This window comes from Novosphingobium sp. BW1 (assembly GCF_008107685.1).
Taxonomy (GTDB): Bacteria; Pseudomonadota; Alphaproteobacteria; order Sphingomonadales; family Sphingomonadaceae; genus Novosphingobium.
The window spans coordinates 139,844-165,936 of the sequence record NZ_VIRF01000090.1; the positions used below are offsets into that span (position 1 = coordinate 139,844).

32 protein-coding genes, 2 pseudogenes and 1 riboswitch are annotated in these 26,093 nt (G+C 64.7%); of the genes and pseudogenes, 17 read left to right on the top strand and 17 right to left on the bottom strand.

Annotation, left to right across the window (positions count from 1 at the left end; genetic code table 11):
- Positions 1–87: 87 nt before the first annotated feature.
- The 4 genes from gmk (at position 88) to FMM79_RS18315 (ending at position 2,290) form a co-directional block, all read left to right on the top strand.
- A complete protein-coding gene (gene gmk / locus FMM79_RS18300) occupies positions 88–774 on the top strand; it encodes a guanylate kinase (protein WP_148628876.1) in 687 nt (228 codons plus the stop codon).
- Positions 775–913: 139 nt separating this feature from the next.
- Entirely contained in the window at positions 914–1,750 is an 837-nt protein-coding gene (gene dapD / locus FMM79_RS18305) for a 2,3,4,5-tetrahydropyridine-2,6-dicarboxylate N-succinyltransferase (protein WP_148628877.1), read from the top strand.
- A 91-nt stretch (positions 1,751–1,841) separates the two neighbouring features.
- Positions 1,842–2,066 carry a hypothetical protein gene (locus tag FMM79_RS18310; RefSeq protein WP_148628878.1) on the top strand — a complete coding sequence of 75 codons (225 nt, stop codon included), beginning with the start codon at positions 1,842–1,844 and terminating at the stop codon, positions 2,064–2,066.
- Positions 2,067–2,071: 5 nt separating this feature from the next.
- Complete coding sequence (locus FMM79_RS18315) at positions 2,072–2,290, top strand: DUF2945 domain-containing protein (RefSeq protein ID WP_148628879.1); 219 nt, start codon at positions 2,072–2,074, stop codon at positions 2,288–2,290.
- A gap of 63 nt (positions 2,291–2,353) precedes the next feature.
- Here the strand turns inward: FMM79_RS18315 and FMM79_RS18320 are convergent, their stop codons facing one another.
- Positions 2,354–3,622: a dipeptidase gene (locus FMM79_RS18320; RefSeq protein WP_148628880.1), complete on the bottom strand. Its 1,269-nt coding sequence runs from the start codon at positions 3,620–3,622 to the stop codon at positions 2,354–2,356.
- A gap of 208 nt (positions 3,623–3,830) precedes the next feature.
- Between FMM79_RS18320 and FMM79_RS18325 the strand changes: the two genes are divergently transcribed.
- On the top strand, positions 3,831–4,283 hold the full coding sequence (locus FMM79_RS18325; protein ID WP_148628881.1) for a cupin domain-containing protein: 453 nt from the start codon (positions 3,831–3,833) through the stop codon (positions 4,281–4,283).
- Positions 4,284–5,025: 742 nt separating this feature from the next.
- Complete coding sequence (locus FMM79_RS18330) at positions 5,026–5,313, top strand: hypothetical protein (RefSeq protein WP_148628882.1); 288 nt, start codon at positions 5,026–5,028, stop codon at positions 5,311–5,313.
- Here FMM79_RS18330 and FMM79_RS18335 read toward each other — a convergent pair.
- On the bottom strand, positions 5,295–5,738 hold the full coding sequence (locus tag FMM79_RS18335; RefSeq protein WP_148629003.1) for a COG3650 family protein: 444 nt from the start codon (positions 5,736–5,738) through the stop codon (positions 5,295–5,297). The two genes, FMM79_RS18330 and FMM79_RS18335, sit on opposite strands and share 19 nt — an antisense overlap.
- Positions 5,739–6,053: 315 nt before the next feature.
- Here FMM79_RS18335 and FMM79_RS18340 point away from each other — a divergent pair, with 315 nt between their 5' ends.
- Both FMM79_RS18340 and FMM79_RS18345 read left to right on the top strand, forming a co-directional pair.
- The gene (locus FMM79_RS18340; protein ID WP_148628883.1) at positions 6,054–6,335 is read left to right on the top strand and encodes a hypothetical protein; all 282 of its coding nucleotides are present in this window, start codon (positions 6,054–6,056) and stop codon (positions 6,333–6,335) included.
- Between the two features lie 186 nt (positions 6,336–6,521).
- On the top strand, positions 6,522–6,971 hold the full coding sequence (locus FMM79_RS18345) for a hypothetical protein (protein WP_162528547.1): 450 nt from the start codon (positions 6,522–6,524) through the stop codon (positions 6,969–6,971).
- A gap of 31 nt (positions 6,972–7,002) precedes the next feature.
- On the opposite strand, the gene FMM79_RS18350 is transcribed toward FMM79_RS18345, so the two are convergent.
- Positions 7,003–7,404, bottom strand: coding sequence for a hypothetical protein (locus tag FMM79_RS18350; RefSeq protein WP_148628885.1), 402 nt, complete (start codon positions 7,402–7,404; stop codon positions 7,003–7,005).
- Positions 7,405–7,549: 145 nt separating this feature from the next.
- Entirely contained in the window at positions 7,550–7,942 is a 393-nt protein-coding gene (locus tag FMM79_RS18355; protein WP_148628886.1) for a DUF4440 domain-containing protein, read from the bottom strand.
- Positions 7,943–8,490: 548 nt separating this feature from the next.
- Between FMM79_RS18355 and FMM79_RS18360 the strand changes: the two genes are divergently transcribed.
- On the top strand, positions 8,491–8,799 hold the full coding sequence (locus FMM79_RS18360; RefSeq protein ID WP_148628887.1) for an alkylphosphonate utilization protein: 309 nt from the start codon (positions 8,491–8,493) through the stop codon (positions 8,797–8,799).
- Here FMM79_RS18360 and FMM79_RS18365 read toward each other — a convergent pair.
- Positions 8,783–9,136 (bottom strand): hypothetical protein, encoded by a 354-nt coding sequence (locus tag FMM79_RS18365; protein WP_148628888.1) that lies wholly within the window; start codon positions 9,134–9,136, stop codon positions 8,783–8,785. The genes FMM79_RS18360 and FMM79_RS18365 overlap by 17 nt on opposite strands.
- 149 nt (positions 9,137–9,285) lie before the next feature.
- Between FMM79_RS18365 and FMM79_RS18370 the strand changes: the two genes are divergently transcribed.
- The 3 genes from FMM79_RS18370 (at position 9,286) to FMM79_RS18380 (ending at position 11,087) form a co-directional block, all read left to right on the top strand.
- Positions 9,286–9,711 (top strand): OsmC family protein, encoded by a 426-nt coding sequence (locus tag FMM79_RS18370; RefSeq protein WP_148628889.1) that lies wholly within the window; start codon positions 9,286–9,288, stop codon positions 9,709–9,711.
- 251 nt (positions 9,712–9,962) lie between these two features.
- Entirely contained in the window at positions 9,963–10,328 is a 366-nt protein-coding gene (locus tag FMM79_RS18375) for a hypothetical protein (RefSeq protein ID WP_148628890.1), read from the top strand.
- Between the two features lie 270 nt (positions 10,329–10,598).
- Positions 10,599–11,087, top strand: a complete 489-nt coding sequence (locus tag FMM79_RS18380) for a hypothetical protein (RefSeq protein WP_148628891.1) — start codon at positions 10,599–10,601, stop codon at positions 11,085–11,087.
- A gap of 231 nt (positions 11,088–11,318) precedes the next feature.
- Here the strand turns inward: FMM79_RS18380 and thiC are convergent, their stop codons facing one another.
- The 3 genes from thiC to FMM79_RS18395 form a co-directional block, all read right to left on the bottom strand.
- Entirely contained in the window at positions 11,319–13,211 is a 1,893-nt protein-coding gene (thiC, locus tag FMM79_RS18385; RefSeq protein ID WP_148628892.1) for a phosphomethylpyrimidine synthase ThiC, read from the bottom strand.
- Positions 13,212–13,270: 59 nt separating this feature from the next.
- A riboswitch (TPP riboswitch) is annotated at positions 13,271–13,395 on the bottom strand.
- A 65-nt stretch (positions 13,396–13,460) separates the two neighbouring features.
- On the bottom strand, positions 13,461–13,661 hold the full coding sequence (locus FMM79_RS18390) for a hypothetical protein (RefSeq protein ID WP_148628893.1): 201 nt from the start codon (positions 13,659–13,661) through the stop codon (positions 13,461–13,463).
- Positions 13,662–13,746: 85 nt separating this feature from the next.
- Positions 13,747–13,953, bottom strand: a complete 207-nt coding sequence (locus tag FMM79_RS18395) for a cold-shock protein (protein ID WP_039390941.1) — start codon at positions 13,951–13,953, stop codon at positions 13,747–13,749.
- Between the two features lie 270 nt (positions 13,954–14,223).
- Here FMM79_RS18395 and FMM79_RS18400 point away from each other — a divergent pair, with 270 nt between their 5' ends.
- On the top strand, positions 14,224–14,895 hold the full coding sequence (locus tag FMM79_RS18400; protein WP_240339302.1) for an SOS response-associated peptidase family protein: 672 nt from the start codon (positions 14,224–14,226) through the stop codon (positions 14,893–14,895).
- On the opposite strand, the gene FMM79_RS18405 is transcribed toward FMM79_RS18400, so the two are convergent.
- The 6 genes from FMM79_RS18405 to crtY form a co-directional block, all read right to left on the bottom strand.
- Positions 14,849–15,265 carry a hypothetical protein gene (locus FMM79_RS18405; RefSeq protein ID WP_148628894.1) on the bottom strand — a complete coding sequence of 139 codons (417 nt, stop codon included), beginning with the start codon at positions 15,263–15,265 and terminating at the stop codon, positions 14,849–14,851. The two genes, FMM79_RS18400 and FMM79_RS18405, sit on opposite strands and share 47 nt — an antisense overlap.
- Before the next feature lie 69 nt (positions 15,266–15,334).
- Positions 15,335–16,345 (bottom strand): phytoene/squalene synthase family protein, encoded by a 1,011-nt coding sequence (locus tag FMM79_RS18410; protein WP_148628895.1) that lies wholly within the window; start codon positions 16,343–16,345, stop codon positions 15,335–15,337.
- A gap of 34 nt (positions 16,346–16,379) precedes the next feature.
- Positions 16,380–16,976, bottom strand: coding sequence for a TIGR00730 family Rossman fold protein (locus FMM79_RS18415; RefSeq protein ID WP_148628896.1), 597 nt, complete (start codon positions 16,974–16,976; stop codon positions 16,380–16,382).
- A 1-nt stretch (position 16,977) separates the two neighbouring features.
- Positions 16,978–17,418: a hypothetical protein gene (locus FMM79_RS18420; protein WP_148628897.1), complete on the bottom strand. Its 441-nt coding sequence runs from the start codon at positions 17,416–17,418 to the stop codon at positions 16,978–16,980.
- Positions 17,415–18,893 carry a phytoene desaturase gene (locus tag FMM79_RS18425; RefSeq protein ID WP_148628898.1) on the bottom strand — a complete coding sequence of 493 codons (1,479 nt, stop codon included), beginning with the start codon at positions 18,891–18,893 and terminating at the stop codon, positions 17,415–17,417. Before FMM79_RS18425 ends, FMM79_RS18420 begins: the two co-directional genes overlap by 4 nt.
- Positions 18,890–20,089, bottom strand: a complete 1,200-nt coding sequence (crtY, locus tag FMM79_RS18430; protein WP_148628899.1) for a lycopene beta-cyclase CrtY — start codon at positions 20,087–20,089, stop codon at positions 18,890–18,892. Before crtY ends, FMM79_RS18425 begins: the two co-directional genes overlap by 4 nt.
- A gap of 74 nt (positions 20,090–20,163) precedes the next feature.
- Between crtY and FMM79_RS18435 the strand changes: the two genes are divergently transcribed.
- Positions 20,164–20,715 carry a GNAT family N-acetyltransferase gene (locus FMM79_RS18435; RefSeq protein ID WP_148628900.1) on the top strand — a complete coding sequence of 184 codons (552 nt, stop codon included), beginning with the start codon at positions 20,164–20,166 and terminating at the stop codon, positions 20,713–20,715.
- A gap of 112 nt (positions 20,716–20,827) precedes the next feature.
- Positions 20,828–21,700: a MipA/OmpV family protein gene (locus FMM79_RS18440; RefSeq protein WP_240339303.1), complete on the top strand. Its 873-nt coding sequence runs from the start codon at positions 20,828–20,830 to the stop codon at positions 21,698–21,700.
- Here the strand turns inward: FMM79_RS18440 and FMM79_RS18445 are convergent.
- Positions 21,688–22,308: pseudogene (locus FMM79_RS18445) on the bottom strand (uracil-DNA glycosylase family protein). The gene FMM79_RS18440 and the pseudogene FMM79_RS18445 sit on opposite strands and share 13 nt — an antisense overlap.
- Positions 22,309–22,444: 136 nt before the next feature.
- Here FMM79_RS18445 and FMM79_RS18450 point away from each other — a divergent pair.
- Entirely contained in the window at positions 22,445–22,600 is a 156-nt protein-coding gene (locus FMM79_RS18450; protein WP_144400902.1) for a lmo0937 family membrane protein, read from the top strand.
- 26 nt (positions 22,601–22,626) lie between these two features.
- Here FMM79_RS18450 and FMM79_RS18455 read toward each other — a convergent pair whose 3' ends face one another.
- On the bottom strand, positions 22,627–23,871 hold the full coding sequence (locus tag FMM79_RS18455) for a multidrug effflux MFS transporter (RefSeq protein ID WP_240339304.1): 1,245 nt from the start codon (positions 23,869–23,871) through the stop codon (positions 22,627–22,629).
- 125 nt (positions 23,872–23,996) lie between these two features.
- On the opposite strand from FMM79_RS18455, the gene dinB reads away from it, so the two are divergent.
- Entirely contained in the window at positions 23,997–25,124 is a 1,128-nt protein-coding gene (dinB, locus tag FMM79_RS18460) for a DNA polymerase IV (RefSeq protein WP_148628902.1), read from the top strand.
- Here the strand turns inward: dinB and FMM79_RS18465 are convergent.
- Positions 25,110–25,904: pseudogene (locus FMM79_RS18465) on the bottom strand (NAD-dependent epimerase/dehydratase family protein); the annotation flags it as partial. The gene dinB and the pseudogene FMM79_RS18465 overlap by 15 nt on opposite strands.
- Positions 25,905–26,093: the final 189 nt, after the last annotated feature.

The following is a 26,093-nucleotide window of genomic DNA, read 5'->3' on the forward strand; positions in this document are numbered from 1 at the left end:
CCTCCCTCCCTTCCCGAACCGTGGAGGTTTCGCCGTTCGCGGGCCGGTTCCGCTTGATTTGCGCAAGGTCTGGCGGCATCGGGAGGCATGCCCAGCGACACCTCCTCCACCCGTTCCGCCCATGACGAAGGCAACGCGCTCGACCGGCGCGGCCTGATGCTGATCCTCTCTTCGCCTTCAGGCGCAGGCAAGACGACGATCTCGCGCATGCTGCTCGAACGCGATCCGCATATCCGCAACTCGGTCTCGTGCACCACCCGCGCGCCGCGTCCGGGCGAGGTCGATGGCCGGGACTACCACTTCGTCAGCCAGGACCAGTTCGACCGCATGGCCGAAGATGGCGAGTTCCTGGAATGGGCCCATGTCTTCGGCAAGAGTTACGGGACCCCCAAGGCGCAGGTGAAGGCCGGGCTCAAGGCCGGACAGGACTATATCTTCGACATCGACTGGCAGGGCACCCAGCAGCTTTACCAGAAGCTGGAACGCGACGTCGTGCGCGTCTTCCTGCTGCCCCCCAGCATCGAGGAGCTGCGCCGCCGCCTGACAGGGCGTGGCACCGACAGCGCCGAGGTCATCGCCGCGCGCATGGAGCGTGCCCGCTGGGAAATCAGCCACTGGGACGGCTATGACTACGTCGTGGTCAACGATGACATCGACGCCTGCTTTGCAAAGGTAAAGCAGATCCTGGCTTCCGAGCGCCTGCGCCGCGCGCGCCAGACCGGCCTCATCGGCTTCGTACGCGGCCTCATGGAGCCCGACGACGAACTGGGCTGACTCCTGGCTCCGGGGCTGGACGAAAGATTCAAACACGCTCGCCCCAAGCACAATCCTTTTTCTTGTTCTGCGCGCCCCGCCGCGATAGGCGCAGCGCCGAAACGTACCTACAACCCATCTTTTCCCGGAGACACTCCAGATGTCCGATATCGAAACCGCGATCGAAGCCGCCTTCGAAGACCGCGCCAACGTGACCCCTGCCAGCGAGGACGTGCGCAAGATCGTTGATGAAGCGCTCGGCCTGCTCGATTCGGGCAAGGCGCGCGTGGCCGAACCCGACGGCGAAGGCGGCTGGAAGGTCAACCAGTGGCTGAAGAAGGCGGTTCTCCTCTCGTTCCGCCTGAACGACAACGCGCCGATGGACTACGGCTCGGCCGGCGCGCCCGCGTTCGACAAGGTGCCGCTCAAGTTCACCGGCTGGACCGAAGCCGATTTCAGGGACGCGGGCATCCGCGTGGTTCCGGGCGCGGTCGTTCGCCGCAGCGCGCACATCGCCAAGGGCGTGGTGCTGATGCCCTCGTTCACGAACCTGGGCGCCTACGTCGGCGAAGGCACGATGGTCGACACCTGGGCCACCGTCGGCTCGTGCGCGCAGATTGGCAAGAATGTCCACATCTCGGGCGGCGTGGGCATTGGCGGCGTGCTCGAACCGCTCCAGGCAGGCCCTGTCATCATCGAGGACAACTGCTTCATCGGCGCGCGTTCGGAAGTGGCCGAAGGCGTGCGCGTGGGTGAAGGTGCGGTGCTCTCGATGGGTGTCTACCTCGGCGCCTCGACCAAGATCGTGAACCGTGCAACCGGTGAAGTCCACGTCGGCTACGTTCCGCCCTTCTCGGTCGTCGTGCCCGGCACACTGCCCGGCAAGCCGCTTCCCGACGGCACCCCCGGCCCCTCGCTCTACTGCGCGGTGATCGTGAAGACCGTCGACGCACAGACCCGCTCGAAGACCGGCATCAACGACCTCCTGCGCGACTGATCGCGCACGGCCTGCGAGCCACGCAGGAACATATCGGCGACATGTCGCGTTCCTCTCCAGATAAGCACAATATCTGCGGAAAGGATGCGACATGGAACGCCCCCCTACCGAAACACATATCGACGAGGACGCCGCACGAGGCGGCAGCACGCCTCATATCGTGCGCTACGTCCTTGGCATCAGCCTCGCCCTTGCCATCATCGGCCTCTCGCTCGCCTGGATGACCGGCGCGCTGCTCTCCGGCGAGGAGGAAGAAACCTCCACCTCCGGCGCCAATGCGCAAAGCGAGATGCAAGCCCCCGCCAAGGCGGCCTGAATCCGATGGCGACCGACTTCGACAAAGGCACCTGCGTGCGCTGGAACTGGGGGGATGGCTCCGCCAGCGGCACGATCACCGAGCGCTTTGAGAGCCGCGTCACCCGCACCATCAAAGGCAGCGAGATCGTGCGCAACGCCAGCGCCGACAACCCCGCTTTCCTGATCGAACAGGATGACGGAGCGCAGGTCCTCAAGAGCGCCTCGGAACTGGAAAAGGCCTAAAGCCTCCCCGCCTCCCCTCAAACACGAGGCTGCGGGAAAAACCCAGAGTGCTTGCGACCCCGCTCAGAATGCCGTTGGCGATTCAAAAGCGGGATCCTTCGTGTGCGCCTTGGCATAGGCTTCGGCCGCCTTGAGGACGCGCATCATGTTGCGGCTGGAAATCTTCTCCAGGTCGTCTTGCGCAAATCCGCGCCGCGCCAGTTCGGTGAAGAGCGCCGGATAGGAGGAGACATCGGGCATCCCCTCAACGCCCACCGAACCACCATCAAAGTCGCCGCCGAGACCGATGTAGTCCGTGCCGATGCGCTTCGCGATGTACTCGACGTGATCGGCGATCTGCGCCACGGTCGCGACCGGCTTGGGATGCGCGGAAATCCAGCTATCCATGCCCGCCTCAGCCGCCTCGGGCGCGTTGGGATAGAGCGATTTCAGGCGCGCAGCCTCGCCCAGGCGGCTGGCCTGCCACTGACGCAGGTCCTCGCTGACGTAGCTGGGGTAGAAGTTCACCATCACGATTCCGCCGTTGGCCTTGATCCGTTCGAGGATCGTGTCGGGTACGTTGCGCGGGTGACCATCTACACCTTGCGCGCCCGAGTGGCTGAAAATCACCGGCGCGCGCGCCACGTCGAGCGCATCGGCCATGGTCTTGGGGGAAACATGGCTGAGATCGACCAGCATGCCGATGCGCTGCATCTCCCGCACGAGATCCTTGCCGAAAGCGGTCAACCCGTCATGTTCGGGCGCGTCGGTGGCGCTGTCGGCCCAGGGGGTGTTCTTGAAGTGGGTCAGCGTGAGATAGCGTGCGCCCAGTTCGTACATCTGGCGTACGACGCCCAGCGACGAGCCGATCGAATGCCCGCCCTCCATACCGATGAGCGAGGCGATCTTGCCCGCCTTGCGCGCGGCTTCAACCTCGGCTGAACTGGTCGCGTACATCATCTCGTCCGGGTGCGCGGCAATGATCCGCTTCATGACGTCGATCTGCTCCATCGTCGCCTGCACCGCCTGCTGCTCGTTCAGCATGGCCGAGACGTAAACCGACCAGAACTGAGCGCCGACCTTGCCCTCACGAAGGCGTGCAAGGTCGGTCTGCATCGGTCCCTTGCCGTTTTCCGGATCGGCCGTGGTCCTCGTGTCGGCAAAGTCGAAGCCGGCAAGGATGTCCTGGCGCCGCTCGCGCAGTTGCTCGGGCACGTCGTTGTGGCCGTCCCAGACTGGCGCGTTGCGCAGCGCGGCGGCCGCGACTTCGGCGGGCGATGACGCCGCCAGCCCGCTCACCGGCCACGTCACGGTGGTGGCAAGGACGAGGGCGAGCAGCGAAGGGCGGGACATAGAGGAACACCTTGTGGGAATGGGGAGAAGACCAAGGTGGCGCAGCCGCCCTGCCCCACGCAAGAGCCAATTCACCGGAACCCAAGGTATTTACGGGAAAAAGCCGCAATACCCCAGCTTGCCCCCATCGTAACGCGCCCGGTTGCCCTTGGCGCCCACATCAGCGATCCTTCGCGGTCTCCCCTGCCGACCACCGCAAGGACACTGCATGCACGCTCCTCCAAGCCCCGCAGCTCTGATCGAACGCCTTGGCCTGATTCCGCACCCTGAGGGCGGCTGGTACAAGGAGACCTGGCGCGCGCCTGCCCCGGACGGGGAGCGCCCGGGTGCGACAGCAATCCATTTCCTGCTCGAAGCGCACCAGCGCTCGCACTGGCACCGGGTGCTCGATGCGGACGAGATCTGGTTGTGGCATGCTGGCAGCCCGCTCGCCCTGGCCCAGTCCGAGACCGACGCCGGGCCGGTACGACAAGAGATCCTGGGCACCGACATCCTCAATGGCGAGGCGCCGCAACTGCGCGTCCCCAAAGGCTACTGGCAGGCAGCCTGGCCGCTCGCACGCGGCGCGCCGGGCTGGACGCTGGTCAGTTGCATCGTCACCCCCGGCTTCGATTTTTCGGTGTTCGAACTCGCCACGCCGGGGTGGGCCCCGGGCGACTGACGCAAAGCGGACAAAAAAATAGCAGGGCACTGCAGGTCTTGAGCCTGCTTGCGCCCTGCACGGTCTCCCCTCCCTCGGTGTCCGTTCGTGTGTCCTGCGCCGTTCGTCAGTTCAAGGCGCGGTCCATTCGTTCTGGTCGGTCCGACTTCGTGGTCGGTACCATACCGGCCTGCACGGCCCTGGGCCGCGCAGCTTCTCCTCCAGCTTCACATCCCCGAGACGATCTGCCTCTTCCACCTGGATCACCTGACCCACGCCTTTTCTGTTGGCGTGTTCTCACGTGGGCCAGACGGTCCGTATCGGCGAAAGCGCCAGATCGTCCGCTCGGGGGTCAGGGTGGGCGCACAGGGGGTGAACAGTGCGCCCGAGCTCTACAAATCCAGAAGCGGCTCGGAACGTCCCGTCATCGACAGGGCGTATACAATCAAGCCAGCGTTAAGCATTGCCAGAAATTGCTTCATGACACGCATCCTCTTCCCGAAGACGTCCCGACTTTGGCGTGAGATCATCCTCTTTTCCCGTAGTCATCGTCTAGCAGAATCACCCGCTGAAGAAAAGTAGATTGCGCAATTTTCGATTTAAAAACAGATATTTTGCAATGCAATAAGATTCCCGAACCGGGAAGTACTGCTATTTTTCCTGCACAAACAAGGCGCATGGCGCATCGGGCCAACGATGTCTGGTGGAACCATCTTGCCCCTGCGGCATTGAATTTTTCGGAAAGGGGCAAAGGAGAAACTTCGTGCCGTATACTAAGCCACTGGTCCTGGCCGTGTCGGCCTCGTTCCTGCTTGGCGGCCTGACCGGTGCCGTAATGCCTACGCAGATGAAGGCTCCGATCGGCCCGGACTGGCGCGACAAGTACAGCGCCCCATTCCAGCTCGACAGCCCCGGCTTCTATGTCGAACCGGGTCCGCAGGATCTCACCCCTACGCGGACCGAGGTTGACGCGCCCACCGGAATCACCCCAGCCGTTGCCATGGATATCCCCGCAGAGCCGGTCGAGACAGCTCAGCTCGCATCGCGGTAAGGAGTTGCCGCGCTCCAGGCGCAGCCTTGGCGTGTCGTGGCGCCGTCGGCCAGGGTTGCCGTGAACGGATAGCTGCGATCCGACATGCCATCGCTGCACTCCCCTTGCGTGATGACCAGCGTCCAGACTTCTCCTTCCAGTTCCCCGCTGAAGGACAGCCCACCGCGCCCCGAAAAGCGCGTGACCGCGATCGGCTGTCCTTCCGGCAGATCGGGCGCGGTGTAGATCATCTGCCCCCCTTCCACCCGTACACTCCAAAACGGCTCGGTTCCGCTGGCCTGCACGGTTTCATCCGGGGCGATGGCGCTCCACGGACGCGAATCATCAGCATCGCCGGGCACCGAGTCGGAGTTCGACTGACACCCTGTAAGAATCAGTGCGGCAAGACCGCCCACGAGGACATGTTCGACATACGCACGACACATTCGCATTTCAGATGATCCTCCAAGCTGAGCTCTCGCGCCCCCTCTGCCTGCTCCGGCCGCGAAGTGCAAAAAGGCGCGAGGGCAAATTTCTATCCGACACACGAATATCAATCCGCCATAGCAACCGCTGTTATGAAAACTCGAGTGTCGTTTCACGCTAGATCTCATAGATTTAGAACCATTGTTGCGCTTTATGCATCATTTGGTTCCGAAATCTGCATTGCACGCAGAGGCGATTCTGCGGATGCTGCATCGCAACAAAGACAAGAGGTGCCAGGGCAAGTCCTGCAACCCCAACCACATAAGGATTTTGCCATGTTCAAGACGATTTTCACCGCCGCTGCCGTTGCCGCCGTTGCTCTTCCCGCCGCGGCCCAGGCCAGCGAAGCCCGCAACTTCTCGCACGAGGGTGTCGATTACGACTACACCTCGCAACAGAAGGGCAAGATCACGGTCATCGAAGGCAAGGCCGAAGGCCGCGTCCCCTTCCGTCTCTACGTCAAGGGTGACCGCGTGACCGGCATGTACAACAACCGTTACGTCAGCTTCACCAAGGACGAAGTCCTGCACGACAACGTCCTCGCTGCCGCGAACTGATCGCAGGCCGCGCGAACGGGACCTTTCCTCCTCTCTCCCAACCCCGTTCGCTGCAAGGCCAGCGCGTGAAGGGCGCCTTCCCGATGGAAGGCGCCCTTTGCGCGTCCGCGCCACTACGGTTATGACGAAGCTCCCAGGCGGCCTAGGGATGTAGGCGCGCCAAACATGACACGAGATGGATGGGCAATGCGCGTACTGACCTGGTTCCTGGCGATTGCCGGTCTCGCCTTTCTTGGTGGAGCGCTGATCAGCAGCGACCTTGGCCGCTCACTGCGACGCTACGACGCAGACGAACCGGATACCATCGGCCAGGCACCCGGCCACCAGGAACCGTTCGTCGATATGCGCGAGGCGAGGCCAACTCCTGATGAAATCTACCAGGCGCCCGAGACCTTGCCTGGGGATGCCAGCGATAATGAGATGAATGCCGCAGGGCCGCACGAGTTGCCGGACTGGTTGTTCCCGTCACCAGCGGACCGCTCCGCTCCTGCCTCGACGGCACCCTACGCACAGGCTCCGCGCCCCGAACGATCAGAGAGCCGCTCGGGGGCGATAAATCCGACGCTCGATGACGCAGCGCGCCGCGCACAGGAAGCCGCCCAGGCGGTCCGCGATGCCGAGAATGCGCTGAACTGATCGCGGCCATCCCGGGCCACGCAGTCCTGGATCAGTGCTTCAGGCGGGAGTCGCGACGGCCGGGGACGATCCGGATCTGGAGTTCTCCGCCAGACGCGGGGACATCGTACTCGGCGCTGATTTCCTGCATCTTGGTGCGGATCCACGCCTCATCGGCATCCATCGCAATGGGATAGCGCGCGATAACCATGCCATCGAGCGTATCGACCACGCAGAAGTGCCCGGTCCGGGACCGCTCCTGCAAGGCATCGAGATCAACGCCCTCCGCCAGGTCCCACTGGCCGCGTTCGCGCGAGCGGATACGACGGCCGCAGTGACGGCAGGTGCAGGTCACGACCCCGTCGGCATCGCGGCTTCGCGCTCCGGCCGGAACGTGGCGACGCGTGTACCAGCATGGTGCCAGTGTCGGGGATGCCCCACTTCGGCTCAGCATCTCGGCGTCTCCTCCTTGCGTAAATTCCCTCTATGCCACGATAGGATCGAAATGCCTTCGAGGCGTAAATCTCGGACTACGCACTTTTCCTCGCGGCATCGTGTGAATGAGGTATGACGCGGAGATCGATGGTTACGGCACAGCGTTAAGCCAGGGTAAGAAAGATTTCCGCCTCGATCACCCAGCCGCCGGGCCCCTCGCGCCACTTCGCAACGTAGCTCCCCGAAGCCGCCGGCGCATCAGCGCCAGCCACAGTCCCGTTCCAGCCCCCGTATTCCATCGCGATGGGCTCGATTGCGGATACCTCGATCCGATCGGGAAGCCGCGCGTAGACCAACCGACCCGGGCTCGCGAAGTCGCGCTTCCATACCTTCACCTGCGCCATGCGGCCGGCAATGACCGCGCTGTCGGTGCCCGTGAGCATCACACAGTCGCGCGCGAGAATCGGCCCGATCGTCGTGGCATCACCTTCGCGAATCGCGGTATTGAAGGCCGCACGGCGCGCACGGATGGCCAGTTCGCTGGAATGGTCGGTCATCGGGGCGCTTTTCTCCTTGCATAGGCCGGGACTGTCTCCGTGCGCATCTAGCCCGTTTTACCTTGGAACCAAACCGACAACGCGCCCGGCAAGGCGCACGCCGAAACGTGCCGCGAAAGCCTGGCTAAACAGCTGCAATCAAATTCTATTTGAGCATGTGAACAATTTGCAACAACGCGAAGACCTCTTCCCTTGCGGCCCGACGCATGAGTGCTAGAGGGGCCGGGCAGCCAGCGGGATCGCTATCCAGCAGGCGGGCACCGTGAAGGGCGTTTTTGTCGATGCGACGAGGTCCCTTACGATCTGCCCCACGGCCTTTCCCAAGAGGCCCCGAGTTTTCATGCGAGTGCGTCGAGCCTTTTCGATTCCGCCTCGCACGGTCCGGCGTGACCGCTCCTGTTGGCTTTCGGGCCGCAGGAGCGCGGAGCGGGGACAGGAGCGACGTGTCCCTCTCTCCTGTCCCTGCTTCGCAACCTGCGCCCCACGTTTTACGCTCCCAATTTGCCGCCCACTCTGCCATGGCCGGAGCCTTGCCCGGAGGATCCTGCATGAGCGACGACGAAGACTACGTGTACGATGAAGAGAGCGGCGAGTGGATGCCCGCCAGCGAACTGGCGGCCAAGCGCGCGGCGCAGGACGCCGTGGAGGTGCGCGATGCCGTGGGAAACCTGCTGGCCGATGGCGATGCCGTCACGCTCGTCAAGGATCTCGACGTCAAGGGCGCAGGCCAGACGCTGAAGCGCGGCACGCTCATCCCCGCGATCCGGCTCACCGGCGATGCCCAGGAAATCGACTGCAAGTATCCGGGCATCAAGGGCCTGGTCCTGCGCGCCGAGTTCGTCAAGAAGCGGTCCTGACGCGGCCATGCCCCCGCTGCAGGCGCCGCGTCAGGCGCCTGCGGTTGGCCGCCACGCGCGGCGAATAGACCGCCAGCATCGTCTGCATCACCTGTTCCGGCGCCATCGGCCCTGCTTGCACGAGACGCTGCGAAAGGCTGAAGGCGGCCGCCAGCTTCTCGATCACCATCCGCTCCGCCTCGCGCCCGTGCCCCGGCCGTTCGAAGGCGATGAGCGCGGTGCGCATGGCAATGACGCTGGAGGCCTCCGCCCACATCCACCAGGCCTCACCGGCCAGTTGCAGCCAGTGCAGTGCCGCGGACGACGGGGCATGTGAAGTGGACTTGGCAGCGGGCATTGGGACGACTCCTTGGTAAGCAGGCGAGTATCCTCCCAAACCATGCTGCAGCGCAACAAGTTCCGTGTTCGAATCCGGGATTTGGGGAACTACGTGCCGCCTTCACGCGCTTGACAGACAACCACCCAGCAAAGGAAGGAATGCCCCAGATGAGCGTCAACACCGCCACAGCCCGCTACGAAGGTCTTGGTAAAGACGGCAAGGGCCATGTCGCCACGAAATCGGGCGCGCTCGACGCGCCGTACGGTTTCCAGACGCGTTTCGAGGACGCCGCCGGCACGAACCCCGAAGAGCAGATCGCCGCCGCGCATGCCTCGTGTTTCACGATGGCCACAAGCTTCGCCCTGGCAGGTGAAGGCTTTAACGACGGTACCCTGGAAACGACCTGCGAAGTCACGCTCGAGAAGGACGGCGACGGGTTCAAGGTGTCCAAGAGCGCCCTTTCGCTAAGCGCGAAGGTCCCCGGCATCGACAAGTCACAGCTCGAGGAAATCACCGCGGGCACCAAGGCCAACTGTCCGATTTCCAAGCTCCTTTCCTGTGAGATCACGCTGGAAGTGACGCTCTCCGCCTGATCCCGCGCACACGTCTCGCTCGCCGCTCGGGGCCATGAACGGGCCGGCCGGGCGGCGAGTCGCATCTGCATGATCGCGGCAGCCTGAGGCTGTTGCATCATCCTCCATATCTGGAGCCATTGCATCAGCCCGGACGCCGCGAGCACCGGGCATTTAACTTCCCGAACGCGAGAAGCCTTGACACGGCGGCCAAGATATAGATCAAAAAGCGAACAGGCCCGCAAGGTCCAATCGGCCCTCCCGATGACGGCATGCCATCTTCCAGCGCCCGTCACCTGCAGCAGCCGCATGCCATCACGCTGACCAATGCCCCTCAAGGTAAACAGAGCGCGAACGCCACCTTCGAGGCGGGCTATCTGCCCCCTTCAACCGGCAATGCGACAGGCGGCACAACGATCCGCCCCCAGATCAACCGGGCCACATTCGAGGCCTGGGCCGATCCCGTCTCGGGCGCAGCGCCGCTCACGCTGCACCAAACGCTCTACGTAACGCCCGAAGGCGAATCGCCCCGCGTGCTGTGCTTCGGCAACTTTACCATTCGCAAGGGGCTCCGACATCATGAGCATCGTCTTCACAGCCGACGAAGGGCAACTGGCGGTTGTCGCCCAGACGGATGACCGCACACTCGTCTGTTCCGGCGAGAATACCGCCGAGGCCAAGCGGCAGGCCAACCAGTCCGGCGACATGGCGCGGCTCTCCCAAGCCTGGGCCCCGGTGCCACGGCGCCCGACAATCTCGGTTCCAAAAGCGCCAGGATCTGAGCCGAGGATTCGCGGACCTCGGCCAGGATCGCCGAAGCTTTCACCAGGCCGACCCTGGCAGATATCGCAGAAGGCCTCGCGGCCACTGTCGACGGCGAATACTTCGCAGTCAGCGCGGCGGGCATCGTGACGATCTACCTCAAGGCGGATGGCAGCACCCTTATCCAGCGCACGATGGCGACCACCAGCCTGCTGGCCTCCAAAAGCCCCGTCCTCGGCCTTGCCCTGGTCGGGCGGCTCAATGTCATCGCCACGAACGCGGCCACCGGCCTCAACTACACCCGCAGCAGCGGCCCCGTCTCTCCGATCATTGTCATCAACAATTACAAGATGAGTGGGACCGTCGAAGAGTTCTGCGTGAGTTACGCCAATTCGGCCAGCTTCAGCATCCGTGCAGCCACTCATCGCGGCGACCACACGATCCAGAACTCCAGCGCCCCCACGCTATACCTCGAAAGCCTCCAGCCAAGCACAACCCTGGGGCGAAGAAGCCGGCGCGTTCGCGATCCGGACCAGCGACACGTCGGGAACAGGCCCCCGCGACGTGTTTCGCTTCCGTACCTACGCCAGCAATTCCAATGCGTCCCGATACACGCCCCAGTTCCTCGACGATGAGGCAAGCCCGGTGGGGACAATCCTGGCAGGAGGTGGAGGCATGTTCTTGAAGTTGCCCACCAGCGCCGACGGGCTCGCTCCCGGGATGATCTGGAACAACGGCGGCTTTCCCGCCATCGTTTGAAGCTGGCGCCCCCGGCCCTGAAGAAAGACCCGCCCTCGCGAAGCGAAGGCGCGCCTTTCCTTGTTTCACAACAGCCAGCGCCGGCCGCCGGGCAGCTGCGCGGTTGCTCAATCGTGTTCGCGATCACCCTGGCCCATGTAGAGCTGCGAACCGGCGTCCTTGAAGACCCGGCTCATTTCTTCCATGCCCTTTTCGGCCTCCCCCCCGGCCTGTTCAGGTACGGCGGCGAGGAAGCCATCGGCCCCCTGGTTCTGCTTGGCGGCGAAGTCGCGCACTTCCTGGCTAATCTTCATTGAGCAGAACTTGGGGCCGCACATCGAGCAGAAGTGCGCGGTCTTGGCACCTTCGGCAGGCAGCGTCTGGTCATGATAGAGCTCGGCCGTATCGGGATCGAGCGACAGATTGAACTGGTCGCGCCAGCGAAACTCGAAGCGCGCCTTCGACAGCGCATCGTCGCGCACCTGCGCGGCCGGGTGCCCCTTCGCAAGATCGGCCGCGTGCGCGGCGAGCTTATAGGTGACGACGCCCACCTTGACGTCGTCACGGTCGGGCAGACCAAGATGCTCCTTGGGCGTCACGTAGCAGAGCATCGCGGTCCCGTACCAGCCGATCTGCGCCGCGCCGATACCACTGGTTATGTGGTCGTAGCCGGGCGCGATATCGGTGGTGAGTGGCCCGAGGGTGTAGAACGGGGCCTCACCGCAGCTCTCAAGCTGCTTTTCCATGTTCTCCTTGATCTTGTGCATCGGCACGTGGCCGGGGCCCTCGATCATGACCTGCACGTCCTGCTCCCAAGCGCGCTTCGTCAGTTCGCCCAGGGTGTAAAGCTCGGCGAACTGCGCTTCGTCGTTGGCATCGTAAATCGAGCCGGGACGAAGGCCATCGCCCAGCGAGTAGGCGATGTCGTAGGCCTTCATGATCTCGGTGATCTCGTCGAAGTGCTCGTAGAGGAAAGATTCCTTGTGGTGGGCAAGGCACCACTTGGCCATGATCGAACCTCCGCGGCTGACGATGCCGGTCAGGCGTTTGGCGGCAAGCGGCACGTAGGGCAGGCGCACGCCAGCGTGGATCGTGAAGTAGTCGACGCCCTGCTCGGCCTGTTCGATCAGCGTGTCGCGGAACACGTCCCAACTCAGGTCCTCGGCCACGCCGCCGACCTTCTCCAACGCCTGGTAGATCGGCACGGTGCCGATGGGAACGGGCGAATTGCGGATGATCCATTCGCGCGTGTCGTGGATGTTACGGCCTGTCGAGAGGTCCATGACGGTGTCCGCGCCCCAGCGGATCGACCAGACCATCTTGTCGACTTCGCTGGCGACGTCCGAGGCCACGGCCGAATTGCCGATATTGGCGTTGACCTTGACCAGGAAATTGCGCCCGATCGCCATCGGCTCGCATTCGGGGTGATTGACGTTCGAGGGAATGATCGCGCGGCCGCCGGCAACTTCGTCGCGAACGAATTCGGGTGTCACGTAGTCCGGGATCGAGGCGCCAAAACTCTCACCCGAACGGATGTACTCGGCAAGGCGCGCACGGCCCAGGTTTTCGCGTTCGGCGACGTACTCCATCTCAGGCGTGATGATGCCACGCTTCGCGTAATGCATCTGCGAGATGTTGCCTCCCGCCTTTGCCCGCATGGGCGCCCTGAGAGCGGTCGGGAACGCAGGGACGCCGCCCGAACGATCCGGCCCTGTCATGCCGTTGTCCTCGGGCTTCACCTCGCGCGGCGCGTACTCTTCCACATCGCCGCGGGCGAGCTGCCAGTCGCGGCGCAACGCGGCAAGGCCCGCCGAGATGTCGATAGCGGCGTCAGGGTCTGTATAAGGCCCGGAAGTGTCGTAGACCCGCACCGGCGGCTCACCGCTGGAGGGTTCAAGATCGACCTCGCGCATCGCGACCCGGATCGCCGGGTTGGTCTGCGCGGGAACGTAGATCTTGCGCGAGCCCCGGATGGGCCCGGTGGTCACACCGATTTCCAGTTTGCTGTTGATGTCGGCCATGCACGCTTCTCTCTGATCGAGGGCGTGAGAGATGGATAACGGATTCCCGGCGGGAAGCTGCCAGAATCACCGTCCACTCCCTCCGCCCGTATTAACGGGTTCAGGTTCGACGGGTCTTGTGGAGCATACCCACAACTCTCAGCCGGTGGACGCGAACGCCCTGCTGGCTCCCCGGGGATGCGTGGCATGGTAGGGACGCTTTGCAGATGCGTCCAGAGGGGCAGCGACATAGCGCCCGTGCGAAAAGGCTCAGGCCTCGTCGCGTGCGCTGGCGGCGGCTTCTTCGCGCCGACGGCGGCTTTCTTCGGTCTTGAGGGCCTGCGAGGCCATCGTGCGCCATGCGGTTTCGGACCGCAGCGCGCGCTCGCGAACATTGCCAAGAACCGCCTCGTCGGCGGCCTTCGCGGCCGCATCGGCCTGCTCGGTAGCGAACTTGTAGCTTACACTCATGCTCCGGATTTCCTCGGGTTGGAATGGCGGGACGGAGCGAAAACCGGACCGGCGCAAAGGCCGGTCCGGGTTACGTGCAAGCCGATCAGGCCAGCGCGAGGTTCACCGCGGCCTTCTTGCCGTTGCGGCCGGTCTCGACCTCGTAGGAAACGCGCTGTTCCTGCTCGAGCGAAGCCAGACCCGAAGCCTGAACCGCGCTGATGTGTACGAAGCTGTCCTCGCCGCCGTTTTCCGGAGCGATGAAGCCGTAACCCTTTTCGGTGTTGAAGAATTTGACAGTGCCGATGGGCATGGTGATGTCCTTGAATGCAATAACTATGGGCTCCCGCCGTGCCACATGCACGCGGGAGGGTGCGTCTGTTCATCTTTCGAATGGAGATCGTCGCCCAAAGTGCGCCGTGGTCCTGCCCGTACAAATACGCACGGGCCCGGGGTCGGGCGCCTATTAACCGGCAAAGTCCGTCACAAAATTCGACGTCGCGCACATGCTGTACCACACAAAGCCCCATTTACCTAACGCAGCGTTGCACGCCGCGTCTTGACCCGTGCGCGGCAAGAGACGATGCGCGCGAAGGACATGCCCATGCTCTACCGCCTCGATGCCCCGGCTGCCGCCGTGGGCCGCGCCTTTGCAACCGAAACCCGCGACGACCCCTGGGCAGGTGGTCATGTCGCCCCGGGCCAGTTCGCCCCTGTCCTCACAGCAGGAAGAGAAGCGATTGCGGGCCCCATGCCCAGCCCCCGTCAACCCCGCCGGATGATCCCGCGCCTATGGGGCGTCATGCCCCCGCAATCGGCGCTGGACACACGCCCGCATGGCATCCTGACCGCGCGCAACCTTGACAGCCCGTTCTGGACGGGGAACCTGCGCAACCCGGAATTCCGCTGCCTGGTGCCCGCGACCGCCTTCATGGAGTGGGCGAGCCACTCGCCCATCGATGGCACGCGGCGCCAGCTCTGGCTCTCCTGCGCTGACCAGCCGATCTTCGCTTTTGCGGGCGTTTGGAAGGACAGCGAGGTGCCCGCCTTCGCCATACTTACTTGCGCGGCCAACGCCGCGCTGCGCGCCGAGGGGCGCGAGACGATGCCGGTGATCCTGCCGCCCGATCCGCGCGCCCACGAAACCTGGCTGCGCGCCGGGTGGGACCGCGCCAAGGCGTTGATCCAGCCTTATTCCTCCTCGCTCCTCAACTGCTCGGAAACACACCCAATTGTAACAGCCCCGCCGCGATGAGCGCCAGGCCGATGATGATCGAACAGGTACACCACAGACGCGAGAGCGGGCCGAAACGGCGCAGCCAGAACGCCATGTAAACGTCTGAAAAGGCCAGCACCATGAGCGCCTCGATGCACATAAGCCCACCGACCACGCTCATCGTGCTCGACAGCCAGTCGGGTGAGGCCCAAGGGTTAGCAAGGTAGATCACTGCCCCCAGGAACAGTTCGACCAGGCCCGTCACCATCTGCAGCGCGGGCGAGCCGACGATCTCGCCGATCAGCTTGTGCCAGTGGCCGGGCTGGCGCAGTTCACCGATCCCGGCGAAGAGCGCGAAGAGCCCCAGGAAAATCGCCGTCCAAGCCGGCGCGAGTGCAAGATCTGGCATCGTGTGCGCATCTCCCCCTTCGTTTTATGGACGAGAGACTGAGCGAAGCGAACACGCCTGTCCAGAGCCTTAGTCCGCGCGGGCAAGCTCCATGAGGTCGCGCCGGCCAAGTCCGGGACGTTCGAGCACCGGGGCCACGCCGCCGCGTGCCTCGTGCCAGGCGGCGGCAAGATATTCGGCCTTGCGTAGCTTGGAAGTAGAGACGCGGTGATCCCAGGCGTGGGCGCCGAGCCGCTCCACCTCGCGCCCGATCCCGCCGTAGATGTTGGCGGCGGCCAGGATCGCCCAACGCTGGCGGAAGGGCAGACGCATCGCTCCGGCCCGCGAGGATTCCTCGTAGCCCCGCGCCAGCGCGCAGGCCCGCGCCACGATGGTGACAAGCCGGGCGCGGTAATGGGGCTTGGTGTGCTCCCCAGGCGGAATGTCGGCCTCGACCAGCCATTCGACGGGCAGGTAACAGCGCCCGTTGGCATCGTCCTCCCAGACATCGCGCACGATGTTGGAGAGCTGGAAGGCAAGCCCCAGATCACAGGCCCTGTCGAGCGTGTCGGCCGCTTCCGGATCGCTCTCGTCGCACGACACCCCCATCACCGCCGCCATCAGCACGCCGACCGCACCCGCCACGTGGTAACAATAGCGCAGCATGTCGCTTTCCGAGCGGGGTCGCCACTCACGCGCGTCGAGCGCGAACCCGGCGATCACGTCCTCGAGCATGCCCTGCGGGATCGGCACCTCGCAGAGGAGCTGGCCCAGGGCATCGAAGGCACGCGACCCGGTCTGTTCGCCCGCGATGGCAAGCTCGGTAAGGGTGCGGATCGTGGCCAGCCGCGATTCGGGATCGAGCCCGGCCTGCCCATTGCGCTGCTCCGCGTCTACCCCGCGCTCGCGGCCACGCCCGTGGTCCTGGTCATCCGCGATATCGTCGCAGGCGCGGCACCAGGCGTAGAGGAGCCAGACCCTCTCGCGCGTCTCACGGTCGAACAGGCGGCTGGCGGCGGAAAAGCTCTTCGAGCCCTTGCGGATCGACTGGTGGGCAAAGCGTACGAGCGCCACGCGGTCGTAAGGCGAAGGGCGGGTCATGCCGGGGTCATGGTCCTGCAACGGATAAGGGGTCTCACAGTGTGCCCGGGTCCATCCGCACGATCGGAACGATGGGCTCGTGCGCGCGCATGCGCTCAAGCAACAAGTCGAGCTCGGTCTCGGCCAGGATGATGCCCTGGTGGGCGGGGCGCACGAAACCGACTTCGGCCATATGACGATTGAAGGCGAGGAGGCCATCGTAGAAGCCGAAGGCGTTGAGCACGCCGACCGGCTTGTCGTGGTAGCCCAGCTGCGACCAGCTGACCGCCTCCCACAGTTCGTCCATGGTGCCGACCCCGCCGGGCAGCACGATGAAACCGTCCGACAGGCGCGTGAAAGCGGCCTTGCGCTCGTGCATGTCCTTGACGATGTGCAGCTCGGTGCAGTCATGGTTAGCAACCTCGCCGCCGCGCCCGTTGGTCGCGGTGAGCGCCTCGGGGATCACTCCGATGACCTCGCCGCCCGCTTCCAGCGCGCCTGCCGCGACCGCGCCCATGAGGCCGAGCCGTCCGCCCCCATAGACCGTGCCGATGCCAAGGCCCGCCAGCGTGCGCCCGACCGTGCGCGCCAGTTCCATGTAGCGCGGATCCTGGGGCGTTGCCGAGCCGCAGTAGACAGCAAGACGTTTCATTTCAGTCGGTCACCTTGATGCGGATATGCGCCCCTTCGGGCAAGTCCTTGATCTGGTCGGCAAGATCGCCGGTCATGCGAATGTAGGCGGCGAGCTCCACGCACACCATGTTTTCAGGCGCGTAGTCCCCGGCGACGAGCGCCTGCGGGCCAAAGCCGTAGACCTCGCCAACGCGCGGAGCACCCAGACGCTTGTCGGCAGCTTCGACGTGGGCATCGGCGCGCCAGATTGCCTGCGTCTCGCCCAGCTCCATGTGCGTCTTCGCCGCGGCCTCGTCGCCGAGCGTCTGCACGCCCAGGATTTCGGGATCGACATAGTGGAACGTGCCCACCCGGTCCGTGACGAGAAGGTGCCCGAAAAGCGAGTTGGCGACGATCTCGGCAAACTCGATCCCGGTCCAGCCCCAGCCCTGGCGCAAGGCCGCCAGTTCACACGCCCTCACAGCAGGTTTTCCAGCATCAGCTTGGCCGTCGCCTTGGCGCTGCCGACGACCCCCGGGATCCCCGCGCCGGGATGGGTGCCCGCGCCCACGAGATAGAAATTGCGCAGCGTGTCATCGCGGTTGTGGCCGCGGAACCAGGCGCTCTGCGTCAGGATCGGCTCAAGGCTGAAGGCGCTGCCCTTGTAAGCGGCAAGGTCTGCCTCAAAGTCGATCGGCGCGTAGTGGAAGCTGGTGATGAGGCGATCCTCGATGTCGGGAACCAGACGGCGGCCAACTTCGGCAAGGATACGCTTTTCCAGCACCGGGCCCACCTCGTCCCAGTTGATCGGCAGCTTGCCCATGTGCGCGACGGGGACGAGCGCATAGAATGTGCTCTTGCCCTCGGGCGCCATCGAGGGATCGGTGACGGTCGGGTGGTGGAGGTAGATCGAGAAGTCGCGCGGCAGCACGCCGTGCTCGTAGATGTCGTCGAGCAGGCCCTTGTAGCGTGGCCCGAACAGGATCGTGTGGTGCGGGATACCCGGCCAGGTTCCCTCCAGCGCAAAGTGGACGACAAAGAGACTGGGCGAAAAACGCTTGGCCGAAAGCTGCTTGGCCACCTTCTTGCCGCGCGGATTGTCGGAGAGGAGATCACGGTAGGTGTGCATGATGTCGCCATTGCTGGCGACCGCATCGAAGCGCTCACGCCAGCCGCTCGCGCATTCGACCTCGGTCGCCATGTCGCCCACGGTGTGGACCTGCATGACCTTGTCGCCCAGGCGTACCGTGCCCCCGAGCCGCTCGAACAGCGCGACCATCCCCGCGACAAGCCGGTTGGTGCCGCCCTTGGCCCACCACACGCCGCCGTCCTTCTCCAGCTTGTGGATGAGGGCGTAGATCGCGCTCGTCTTCATCGGGTTGCCGCCCACCAGCAGCGTGTGGAACGAGAGCGCCTGGCGCAGGTGCTCGTCCTTCACGAAGCTGGAGACCATCGAGTAGACCGAGCGCCACGCCTGGTAGCGCGCCAGCGCTGGCGCGGCCTTGATCATCTTGGAAAAGTCGAGAAAGGCCTCGTGGCCCAGCTTGACATAGCCCTCCTGCCAGACGCCCGCCGCGTAGCGCTGAAATTCGTCATAGCCCGCAAGGTCCTGCGGCGCGATGCGCGCGATCTCGCGGTGGAGCGCGGGCTCATCGTTCGAATAGTCGAAGCTGACGCCGTCAGGCCAATTGAGCCGGTAGAAGGGCATGACCGGCATCAGCGTGACGTCGTCGGCCATGTCCTGTCCCGCGCCGATCCACAGCTCGCGCAGGCAATCGGGATCGGTGATGACGGTGGGCCCGGCATCGAAAGTGAACCCCTCCTTCTCCCAGTAATAGGCCCGCCCGCCCGGCTTGTCGCGCGCTTCGACCAGGGTGGTCGGGACACCGGCGGACTGGAGGCGGATGGCAAGGGCGAGACCACCAAAGCCTGCCCCGATCACGCAGGCGCGGTTCATGCGCCCTCTCCCGATGGGCCGAGGTCCGCGAGCGGGCGGCCGTGGCCTGCAAGAGCCGCGAGGGCCGCGCCGACCGGCACCGGCGGCTTCCCAGCCAACACCCGCGCCTTGTCGGCCAGCCGCGACTGCCCGGCGTAGAAACGCTCGATCAGCGGCTCGGGTAGCCGGTAGAAACGGGCGAGCAGGCGCCAGCGGTCTTCGGGCGCGCCTGCGCCAAACAGCATCGTTGTCAGCATTCGGTAGAAGCGCCCCTCGCGCCAGTGATGTGCGGCCCAGTCATGAGAGATCCTTCCTAGGGCCTCCCCGGCGATGTTGTCGAGGCCGGCGAGATAAACGGCAAATCGTACAGCATCGGGAAGGGAGTACGATGTCAAAGGATGCACGAGCGCGGCCCTTGTTCCCGCTCGGGCGGGAACGCCCGCGGGATCAGCGTTCCAGAAAGCGGGAAAATCGCCTCTGGCGATCACGGGAAGCGCGCCGGTTTCTTCGTAAAGGACCTCTGCGACGTCCCAGCCCTGCTCTGCTGCATAGCGCGCGATCCGCCCCCGCAGCGCCTCGCGCGCGATTTTCGGGGTATCGGCGTAATAGGTATCCTCGATGAAGAGCTGCGAGGAGCCGAAGGGGAGGACGTAGACGAAGCGATAGCCGTTCATCTGCTCCACGGTCGCGTCCATGACGATGGGACGGGTCAGGCCGTGGGGCTGCGTGGTCGTGACCATCTGCCCCAGGAACGTCTGCCAGCCTCCCGCCATATGCGGCAGACCTTTCGCCCCGCGCGCATCGAGGACAGCCTCCGCCGAGATCGTGCCCCCGTCCTCAAGCTCCACCCGCTGCGCGCTGGCGCTTGCCACACGCACGCCGCACAGCAACGCCTCCTCGGGCAGAGCCTCGCGCAGGCGTGCGTCGAGCCGGTCGCTGGTGATGCTGGCGTAGCAGGTCGCAAGATCGCGCGCGTATCCGGGAAAGCGCACTGCATACCCTTCCCAGCGCGCGGCGATCAGCGGATCGAGCAGCGCGCGCGCCGCCGGATCTACGTCGGTATCGAAGAACGACCAGACGTGATCGCCACCGAAACGCGCGCCCTGTTCGACAAGGCACAGACGCAGATCGGGACGCGCGCGCGCAAAGGCCAGCGCAATCAGCCCCCCGGCCAGTCCGCCCCCCAGAATTGCCAGATCACACGTGCGGTCAGCCATTTATAATGCGCCCAGTACTAGGAGATAGACAGTACAACTTGGCAAAGTTGCGACCTTGCGGCATTGTAACACCGATGACAAATGACGAACTGACAGTCGAGGAGGCGTCCGCAAAGGATGCCCAATCGATCACCGAGATCTTTTCGCATTACGTGCTGAAGAGCACCGCGACATTCGAAACCGAGCCGCCAGGCTGCGACGCGGTTCGTCAACGCATCGCCGACCTGACCCAGTCCGGTTACCCTTATCTGGTTTCGCGTGACGCAAACGGCAAGGTCCTCGGCTTCGGTTATGCCCAGCGCTATGGCCCCCGGGTAGGCTATCGTTACAGCGTCGAAACAACGGTCTACGTCCGCGCGGATTGTGTTCGGCGCGGCATCGGCTCGGCCCTTATCAAGGCCCTCATCGACGAGTGCGAGGCCCGCGGGTTCCGCCAGGCCTTCGCGGTTATCGCCTCGTCCGAACCGGCCTCGGTGATCCTGCACGCGCGCGCGGGGTACCGGCCGGTGGGGACGCTCGAGGGCGCCGGTTGGAAACACGAACAGTGGATCGACGTCTTCCTCATGCAGCGCAAGCTGGGCGAGGGAAACGACACGCTGCCCGAGCCCCTCATGCCCCGCAGCTGACGGCCAGACAGGCTATTGCGGCACGCCGACCTCCCCGGTCCGGAGCAAACCTTCGGAAACGTTTGGGCTTCTCGCACGTTGGGCCCGGTACGCATTTCAATCGGGGAGCCTCATGCACAAGACGTTTCAGGCCGCGTTGTTGGCCGCCAGCACGCTGGCTGCCACTACGGCGAGCCCTTCCGCCTACGCCCAGGATACTTCCACGCAGATGGACGAGCCCGGCCGCAACGTGTTCGAGGGCGACTCCTTCACGATCGGCGCCGGCGCTGTCGTCACGCCCGACTACAGCGGCTCTGATGACTACGTGATTGCCCCGATTCCGGCGATCCGCGGACGCATCAAGGGCGTAACCATCAACACCCGCGCCGGCGGCGCCGCGATCGACTTCATCCCGGACAAACGTGGCGCCAAGATCGACCTTGCGCTCGGCCCCGTCGCCACGGTGTCCTTCAACCGGACGCGCAAGGTGAAGGACCCGGTGGTCGCTGCGGCGGGCAGGCTCAAGATGCCGGTCGAAGTCGGTGTCAGCGCCGGTTTCACCGTCAATCGCGTGCTGCATGACTATGACTGGATGACTTTCAACACGGACGTCAAATGGGACGTCGCGGGTGCCCATGACGGGATGACCGTATCGCCCTCTGTCAGCTACAACACCCCTCTCAGCAAAAGCCTGCTGGTCACAGTGCTGGCCTATGCCCGCCACGTCGACGACAACTTCGGCGACTACAACTATTCGGTCTCCCCAGTCCAGAGCGAGGCGAGCGGCCTTCCTCAGTACACCGGCAAGGGCGGCTGGGACCGGGCCGGCGTGGGCACACTTGTCGCCTGGGACCTTTCCGGAGACCTGCGCGACGGCGGCGTCTCGCTCATCGGGGTGGCCACCTATTCGCGCATGCTCGGCGATGGAAAGGACACGCCCTATACCTCGCTGCGCGGGTCGGCCGACCAGTTCATGGGCGGCATCGGGATCGCCTACACATTCTGATCCAGCGCGCCCCCTATCCGCGCGCGCAGATCTGGCAGGAGCTCGGCCGCGAACCAGGGGTTGCGGCCCATCCACAGGCGGCTGCGCCAAGCGGGGTGCGGCAGGGGCAGAAATCCCGGTGGAGCCTCCCGCCAGCGCGCGACGGCCTGTGTCATGGTGGGAGCAAAGCCGCGCGGCAGATAGCGTTTCTGCGCGTGGCGCCCCACAAGCAGGGTCAGGCGCACCTGCGGCAGTTCGGCCCGTAGCGCCTCGTGCCACAAGGGCGCGCATTCGGGTCGAGGCGGAAGGTCACCGCCCTCGCCCTTGCCCGGGTAGCAAAAGCCGCTGGGCATGTGCGCAACGCGTTCGGGATCGTAGAAATCCTCGGCGAGCAGTCCCGTCTAGTCGCGCAGACGATCTCCGCTGTCATCGTCCCAGGCCCGCCCGCTGATGTGGACCTTGCTCCCCGGCGCCTGGCCGATGACGAGGATCCGGGCCGACCGCCCTGCCTGAACAACCGGGCGCGGCTCATGGGGCAGAGCGTTCGCACAGGCCCGGCACGCCGCAATGCGCGCGAGAAGTTCCTCGAGCCTCTCGGACCTGCGGGTTCTATCGTTCGTCGTGCTCATGCGGTCCCGAGGTGGCGTCCTCGCCCCTGCGGGACAAGAGGCATCACCGAAGCCCTTGCGCCATTTGCACCACGAAGGGAGCCCGGCGCCGGTTCATGCGTTGGAAAAGCAAAGCCTCTTAAAGGAGTTTGGCCCCATGCTCAAGTATATCATCCTGATCCTGCTCGCGCTCTGGCTGCTGGGCTTTGTCGTGTTCAAGGTCGCCGGTGCGCTGATTCACGTTCTGCTGTTCGTGGCCATCGTGATTGGCCTCTACCAGCTCTTCTTCGCCAAGCGCGGCGGCGGGGTCTAGTCCCCGCCCGCCAGCCGGACCTCCCCTCAGCCGCCGTGCGGCGGCTGCTTGGGGGGCTGGTTGCGCAGGTAATATTCAGGCGGATTGACGCGGCGAAACAGGCGGCCACCTTCGGAATAGAGGATCAGCACCAGCGAGATGCTGCCCATGATCGCCATGCCTGCCGTGATCGGCACTGCGCTTCCATCGAAGGCGAGGCCAATCGCCGCGCCGATCACCGAGCCCAGCACCATACGCACGAACGACATGACCGAGGCCGCGGCTCCGGCGATGCGACCGAAAGGCTGAAGCGAGATTGCTTGGAAATTCGCCGCAATGAAGCTGAGCATGCACATCGAGACAGTCATCAGCGGCACGAAGGTCCACAAGTCCTCTTCGCCGCGCAGCGCGACCAGCATATGGATCGCGCCTGTCACGATGAATACAATGAGCGCGGTGTGCGACACACGGCGCGCGCCGAAGGCGACGACGATGCGCGCGTTGATGAAGTTGGTGCCGGCCATGATCATCGCCATCATGCCGAACAGGATGGGGAACATCTCGCCCGCTCCCAGCGTCTCGCCCACCAGCTGCTGCGCGCTGTTGAGATAGCCGAAGAGGCCCGCCTGGACGAGCGCGCCGCCCAGGAAATAGCCGATGGCCGCACGCTCGGTCAGCGCAAGGCGCATATTACCCGCGATCACACGGGGGCGGATTTCCTGTCGGTTTTCCGGCTCCAGCGTCTCAGGCAGACGCAGGCTTGCCCAGATAAAAACGACCACGCCCATCGCGCAGGTCACTCCGAAAATCCAGCGCCAGCTCGCCACCAGCATGATCGCCTGCCCGACCATCGGCGCGACCATCGGCACCACCATGAAAGTCGTCGCAATCAGCGACTGCGTGCGCGCCATGGCATCGCCTTCGTAGCGGTCGCGCAGGATCGTCATGGGCATGACCATCATCGCCGAGGTGAGGAGCCCTGCAACACCGCGCGCGATCAGCAGCAGCTCGAAGCTGCCCGCAACCGCGCACACGAAGGTCATCAGGAAATTACCCGCAATTGCGAAAAGGGCAACGCGGCGACGTCCGAAGCGGTCCGCCAACGCGCCGGGAAACAGCGAACCGATCCCTGCGCAGGTCATGAAAACCCCGATGATCAGCTGGCGCTGGTTCGGGTCGGGCACACCCAGATCCTCTGAAATAAGCCCCAGCGCCGGCAACATGATGTCGATCGAGAGCGCCATGAGCGCTTGCATCGAGGCCATCAGGCCGACGAATTCGGCCTGCCCCATGGGGAAGGAATCCTCGGAAGTGTGAGCACCAGTCATGTCGCGCGCATGCCGCAGTTGCGAAATTTAGGCCAGCAGATTCGCATCCGACCCGCTACATTTCGGCCGCGCATGCCTATATCGTGGCCATGGTTTCGCCAGGCGAGCACGACGAAGACGAGGCCGACGGCCTGCGCAAGATCATCCATGTCGACATGGATGCCTTCTTTGCGAGCGTCGAGCAGCGCGACGATCCCGAGATCCGCGGGAAACCTGTGGCCGTGGGCGGCTCCTCGGGCCGCGGCGTCGTGGCCGCAGCCAGCTACGAAGCGCGGACCTTCGGCGTGCGTTCGGCCATGCCCTCCTCACGCGCGGTGCGCCTGTGCCCGAACCTCATTTTCCGCAAGGCCCGCTTCGATGTCTACCGCGCGGTCAGCCAACAGATCCGCGCGATCTTCCTCGACTACACCCCGCACGTTGAACCCCTCTCGCTCGACGAGGCCTATCTCGATGTCACCGAGGACCGAAAAGGCCTGGGCTCGGCAACCCGCATCGCCGAACAGATCCGCGCCCGGATCAAGGCCGACACCGGGCTCACCGCCAGCGCCGGGGTGTCCTACAACAAGTTCCTCGCCAAGCTCGCCAGCGACCAGAACAAGCCCGATGGCCTGTGCGTGATCCGCCCGGGACAAGGCGCGGCCTTCGTCGCCTCGCTGCCGGTTCGCCGTTTCCACGGGGTGGGCCCGCGCGGTGCGGAGAAGATGGCCAAGCTCGGCATCGAGACCGGCGCGGATCTGGCCGCCAAGGACCTCGCCTTCCTGCGCGCGCATTTCGGCAGCTTTGCCGAATACCTCTTCCGGGCGGCGCGCGGCGTGGACCTGCGCCAGGTGCGCGCCGACCGCCCGCGCAAATCGGTGGGCGGCGAACGCACCTTTGCCGAGAACATCAAGGACGCCAGCGCTCTTCGCGAGACACTGGACGCCATCATCGAGACGGTGTGGGAGCGAATCGAGCGCGCCAATACGCGCGGGCGCACGGTGACATTGAAGCTGCGCTATGCCGATTTCACGACGCTGACGCGCGCCCGTTCGGTCCACCACTGGGTCGCCGACAAGGCCGAATTCGCCGCGCTCGGCCATGCGCTCCTGGCCGAACTCCTGCCCCTGCCCCTGCCCCAGCCGATCCGACTTATGGGCCTCACCCTCTCCGCGCTCGAGCAGGATGAGGAGACGGTGAAAGCCAGGGCCGAGAAGGACGGGCAGCTATCCCTTCTGTGACACGCCCTGCGGCGCATATTCCTCCAGGTACCACCGGGTAAAGGCGGCGACACCCTTCGCCAGGTCCGTCTGCGACACATACCCGGTCAGCGCGTCCAGCACGGCCGGATCGGCGTACGTCTGCGGCACGTCTCCGGGCTGCATGTCCATCATGTTGAGCCTGGCCTCGCGCCCCAGACAGCGCTCGATGGTCGAGATGAAATCCATGAGCGCGATCGGCTGGCCACCGCCTGCATTGACCACCCGGTAGGGCCCGATGGGCGAGAGGGTGTCGACGAGCCCTGCCCGTTCAACCGGCTCACCCGCCACAGGCGGCACCTCGGAAAGGCGCACGCTGCCCTCGACCAGATCGTCGATATAGGTGAAGTCGCGGGCCATCTTGCCCTGACCGTAGACGTCGATGGGCCTATCCTGCAGCATCGCGCGCTCGAACTTGAAGAGCGCCATATCCGGGCGTCCCCAGGGTCCGTAGACCGTGAAGAAGCGGAACGCTGTCGTCGGTATCCCGTAAAGGTGGGCATAGCTGTGCGCCATAGCCTCCATGCCCTTCCTGGTCGCCGCATAGAGGCTGACCGGCTCGTCCGCCTTGTCCGCCTCGCGAAAGGGGATCGCCTCGTTGGCCCCATAGACCGACGAGGTCGAGGCCAGCGTGAGATGCTGCGGGCGCTGGCGGCGGCACATCTCCAGGATCGACCCAAAAGCCTTGAGGTTGCTGTCGATATAAGTCTCGGGCGCGTCGATCGAATAGCGCACGCCCGCCTGCGCAGCGAGATGAATGACGACCTCGGGCGCAGCCTAGGCAAAGACCGCCTCGACCGCGGCGAAGTCCTCCAGCCGCCGCTGCACCACATGGTATCCGATGAAACCTGCCGTACCGGTAATATTCACCCCCAGAGCCACGCGCATGTGGGGTCCCTTGCACGAAAGTATCCCTCCCCTTCCACATGGGGAGATTTCATCCAGAATACA

Bases quoted from the DNA above. Each gene is read 5' to 3' on its own strand.
- FMM79_RS18365 (WP_148628888.1), bottom strand. From the start codon at position 9,136: ATGCCCGCTGCCAAGTCCACTTCACATGCCCCGTCGTCCGCGGCACTG.
- FMM79_RS18310 (WP_148628878.1), top strand. From the start codon at position 1,842: ATGGAACGCCCCCCTACCGAAACACATATCGACGAGGACGCCGCACGA.
- FMM79_RS18315 (WP_148628879.1), top strand. From the start codon at position 2,072: ATGGCGACCGACTTCGACAAAGGCACCTGCGTGCGCTGGAACTGGGGG.
- dapD (WP_148628877.1), top strand. From the start codon at position 914: ATGTCCGATATCGAAACCGCGATCGAAGCCGCCTTCGAAGACCGCGCC.
- FMM79_RS18415 (WP_148628896.1), bottom strand. From the start codon at position 16,976: ATGAAACGTCTTGCTGTCTACTGCGGCTCGGCAACGCCCCAGGATCCG.
- dinB (WP_148628902.1), top strand. From the start codon at position 23,997: ATGGTTTCGCCAGGCGAGCACGACGAAGACGAGGCCGACGGCCTGCGC.
- FMM79_RS18375 (WP_148628890.1), top strand. From the start codon at position 9,963: ATGCCATCTTCCAGCGCCCGTCACCTGCAGCAGCCGCATGCCATCACG.
- FMM79_RS18440 (WP_240339303.1), top strand. From the start codon at position 20,828: ATGCACAAGACGTTTCAGGCCGCGTTGTTGGCCGCCAGCACGCTGGCT.
- FMM79_RS18325 (WP_148628881.1), top strand. From the start codon at position 3,831: ATGCACGCTCCTCCAAGCCCCGCAGCTCTGATCGAACGCCTTGGCCTG.
- FMM79_RS18340 (WP_148628883.1), top strand. From the start codon at position 6,054: ATGTTCAAGACGATTTTCACCGCCGCTGCCGTTGCCGCCGTTGCTCTT.
- FMM79_RS18435 (WP_148628900.1), top strand. From the start codon at position 20,164: ATGACAAATGACGAACTGACAGTCGAGGAGGCGTCCGCAAAGGATGCC.
- FMM79_RS18395 (WP_039390941.1), bottom strand. From the start codon at position 13,953: ATGCCCATCGGCACTGTCAAATTCTTCAACACCGAAAAGGGTTACGGC.
- gmk (WP_148628876.1), top strand. From the start codon at position 88: ATGCCCAGCGACACCTCCTCCACCCGTTCCGCCCATGACGAAGGCAAC.
- thiC (WP_148628892.1), bottom strand. From the start codon at position 13,211: ATGGCCGACATCAACAGCAAACTGGAAATCGGTGTGACCACCGGGCCC.
- FMM79_RS18370 (WP_148628889.1), top strand. From the start codon at position 9,286: ATGAGCGTCAACACCGCCACAGCCCGCTACGAAGGTCTTGGTAAAGAC.
- FMM79_RS18425 (WP_148628898.1), bottom strand. From the start codon at position 18,893: ATGAACCGCGCCTGCGTGATCGGGGCAGGCTTTGGTGGTCTCGCCCTT.
- FMM79_RS18320 (WP_148628880.1), bottom strand. From the start codon at position 3,622: ATGTCCCGCCCTTCGCTGCTCGCCCTCGTCCTTGCCACCACCGTGACG.
- FMM79_RS18450 (WP_144400902.1), top strand. From the start codon at position 22,445: ATGCTCAAGTATATCATCCTGATCCTGCTCGCGCTCTGGCTGCTGGGC.
- FMM79_RS18335 (WP_148629003.1), bottom strand. From the start codon at position 5,738: ATGTGTCGTGCGTATGTCGAACATGTCCTCGTGGGCGGTCTTGCCGCA.
- FMM79_RS18355 (WP_148628886.1), bottom strand. From the start codon at position 7,942: ATGACCGACCATTCCAGCGAACTGGCCATCCGTGCGCGCCGTGCGGCC.
- FMM79_RS18405 (WP_148628894.1), bottom strand. From the start codon at position 15,265: ATGCCAGATCTTGCACTCGCGCCGGCTTGGACGGCGATTTTCCTGGGG.
- FMM79_RS18345 (WP_162528547.1), top strand. From the start codon at position 6,522: ATGCGCGTACTGACCTGGTTCCTGGCGATTGCCGGTCTCGCCTTTCTT.
- crtY (WP_148628899.1), bottom strand. From the start codon at position 20,089: ATGGCTGACCGCACGTGTGATCTGGCAATTCTGGGGGGCGGACTGGCC.
- FMM79_RS18400 (WP_240339302.1), top strand. From the start codon at position 14,224: ATGCGCGCGAAGGACATGCCCATGCTCTACCGCCTCGATGCCCCGGCT.
- FMM79_RS18410 (WP_148628895.1), bottom strand. From the start codon at position 16,345: ATGACCCGCCCTTCGCCTTACGACCGCGTGGCGCTCGTACGCTTTGCC.
- FMM79_RS18360 (WP_148628887.1), top strand. From the start codon at position 8,491: ATGAGCGACGACGAAGACTACGTGTACGATGAAGAGAGCGGCGAGTGG.
- FMM79_RS18390 (WP_148628893.1), bottom strand. From the start codon at position 13,661: ATGAGTGTAAGCTACAAGTTCGCTACCGAGCAGGCCGATGCGGCCGCG.
- FMM79_RS18455 (WP_240339304.1), bottom strand. From the start codon at position 23,871: ATGGGGCAGGCCGAATTCGTCGGCCTGATGGCCTCGATGCAAGCGCTC.
- FMM79_RS18350 (WP_148628885.1), bottom strand. From the start codon at position 7,404: ATGCTGAGCCGAAGTGGGGCATCCCCGACACTGGCACCATGCTGGTAC.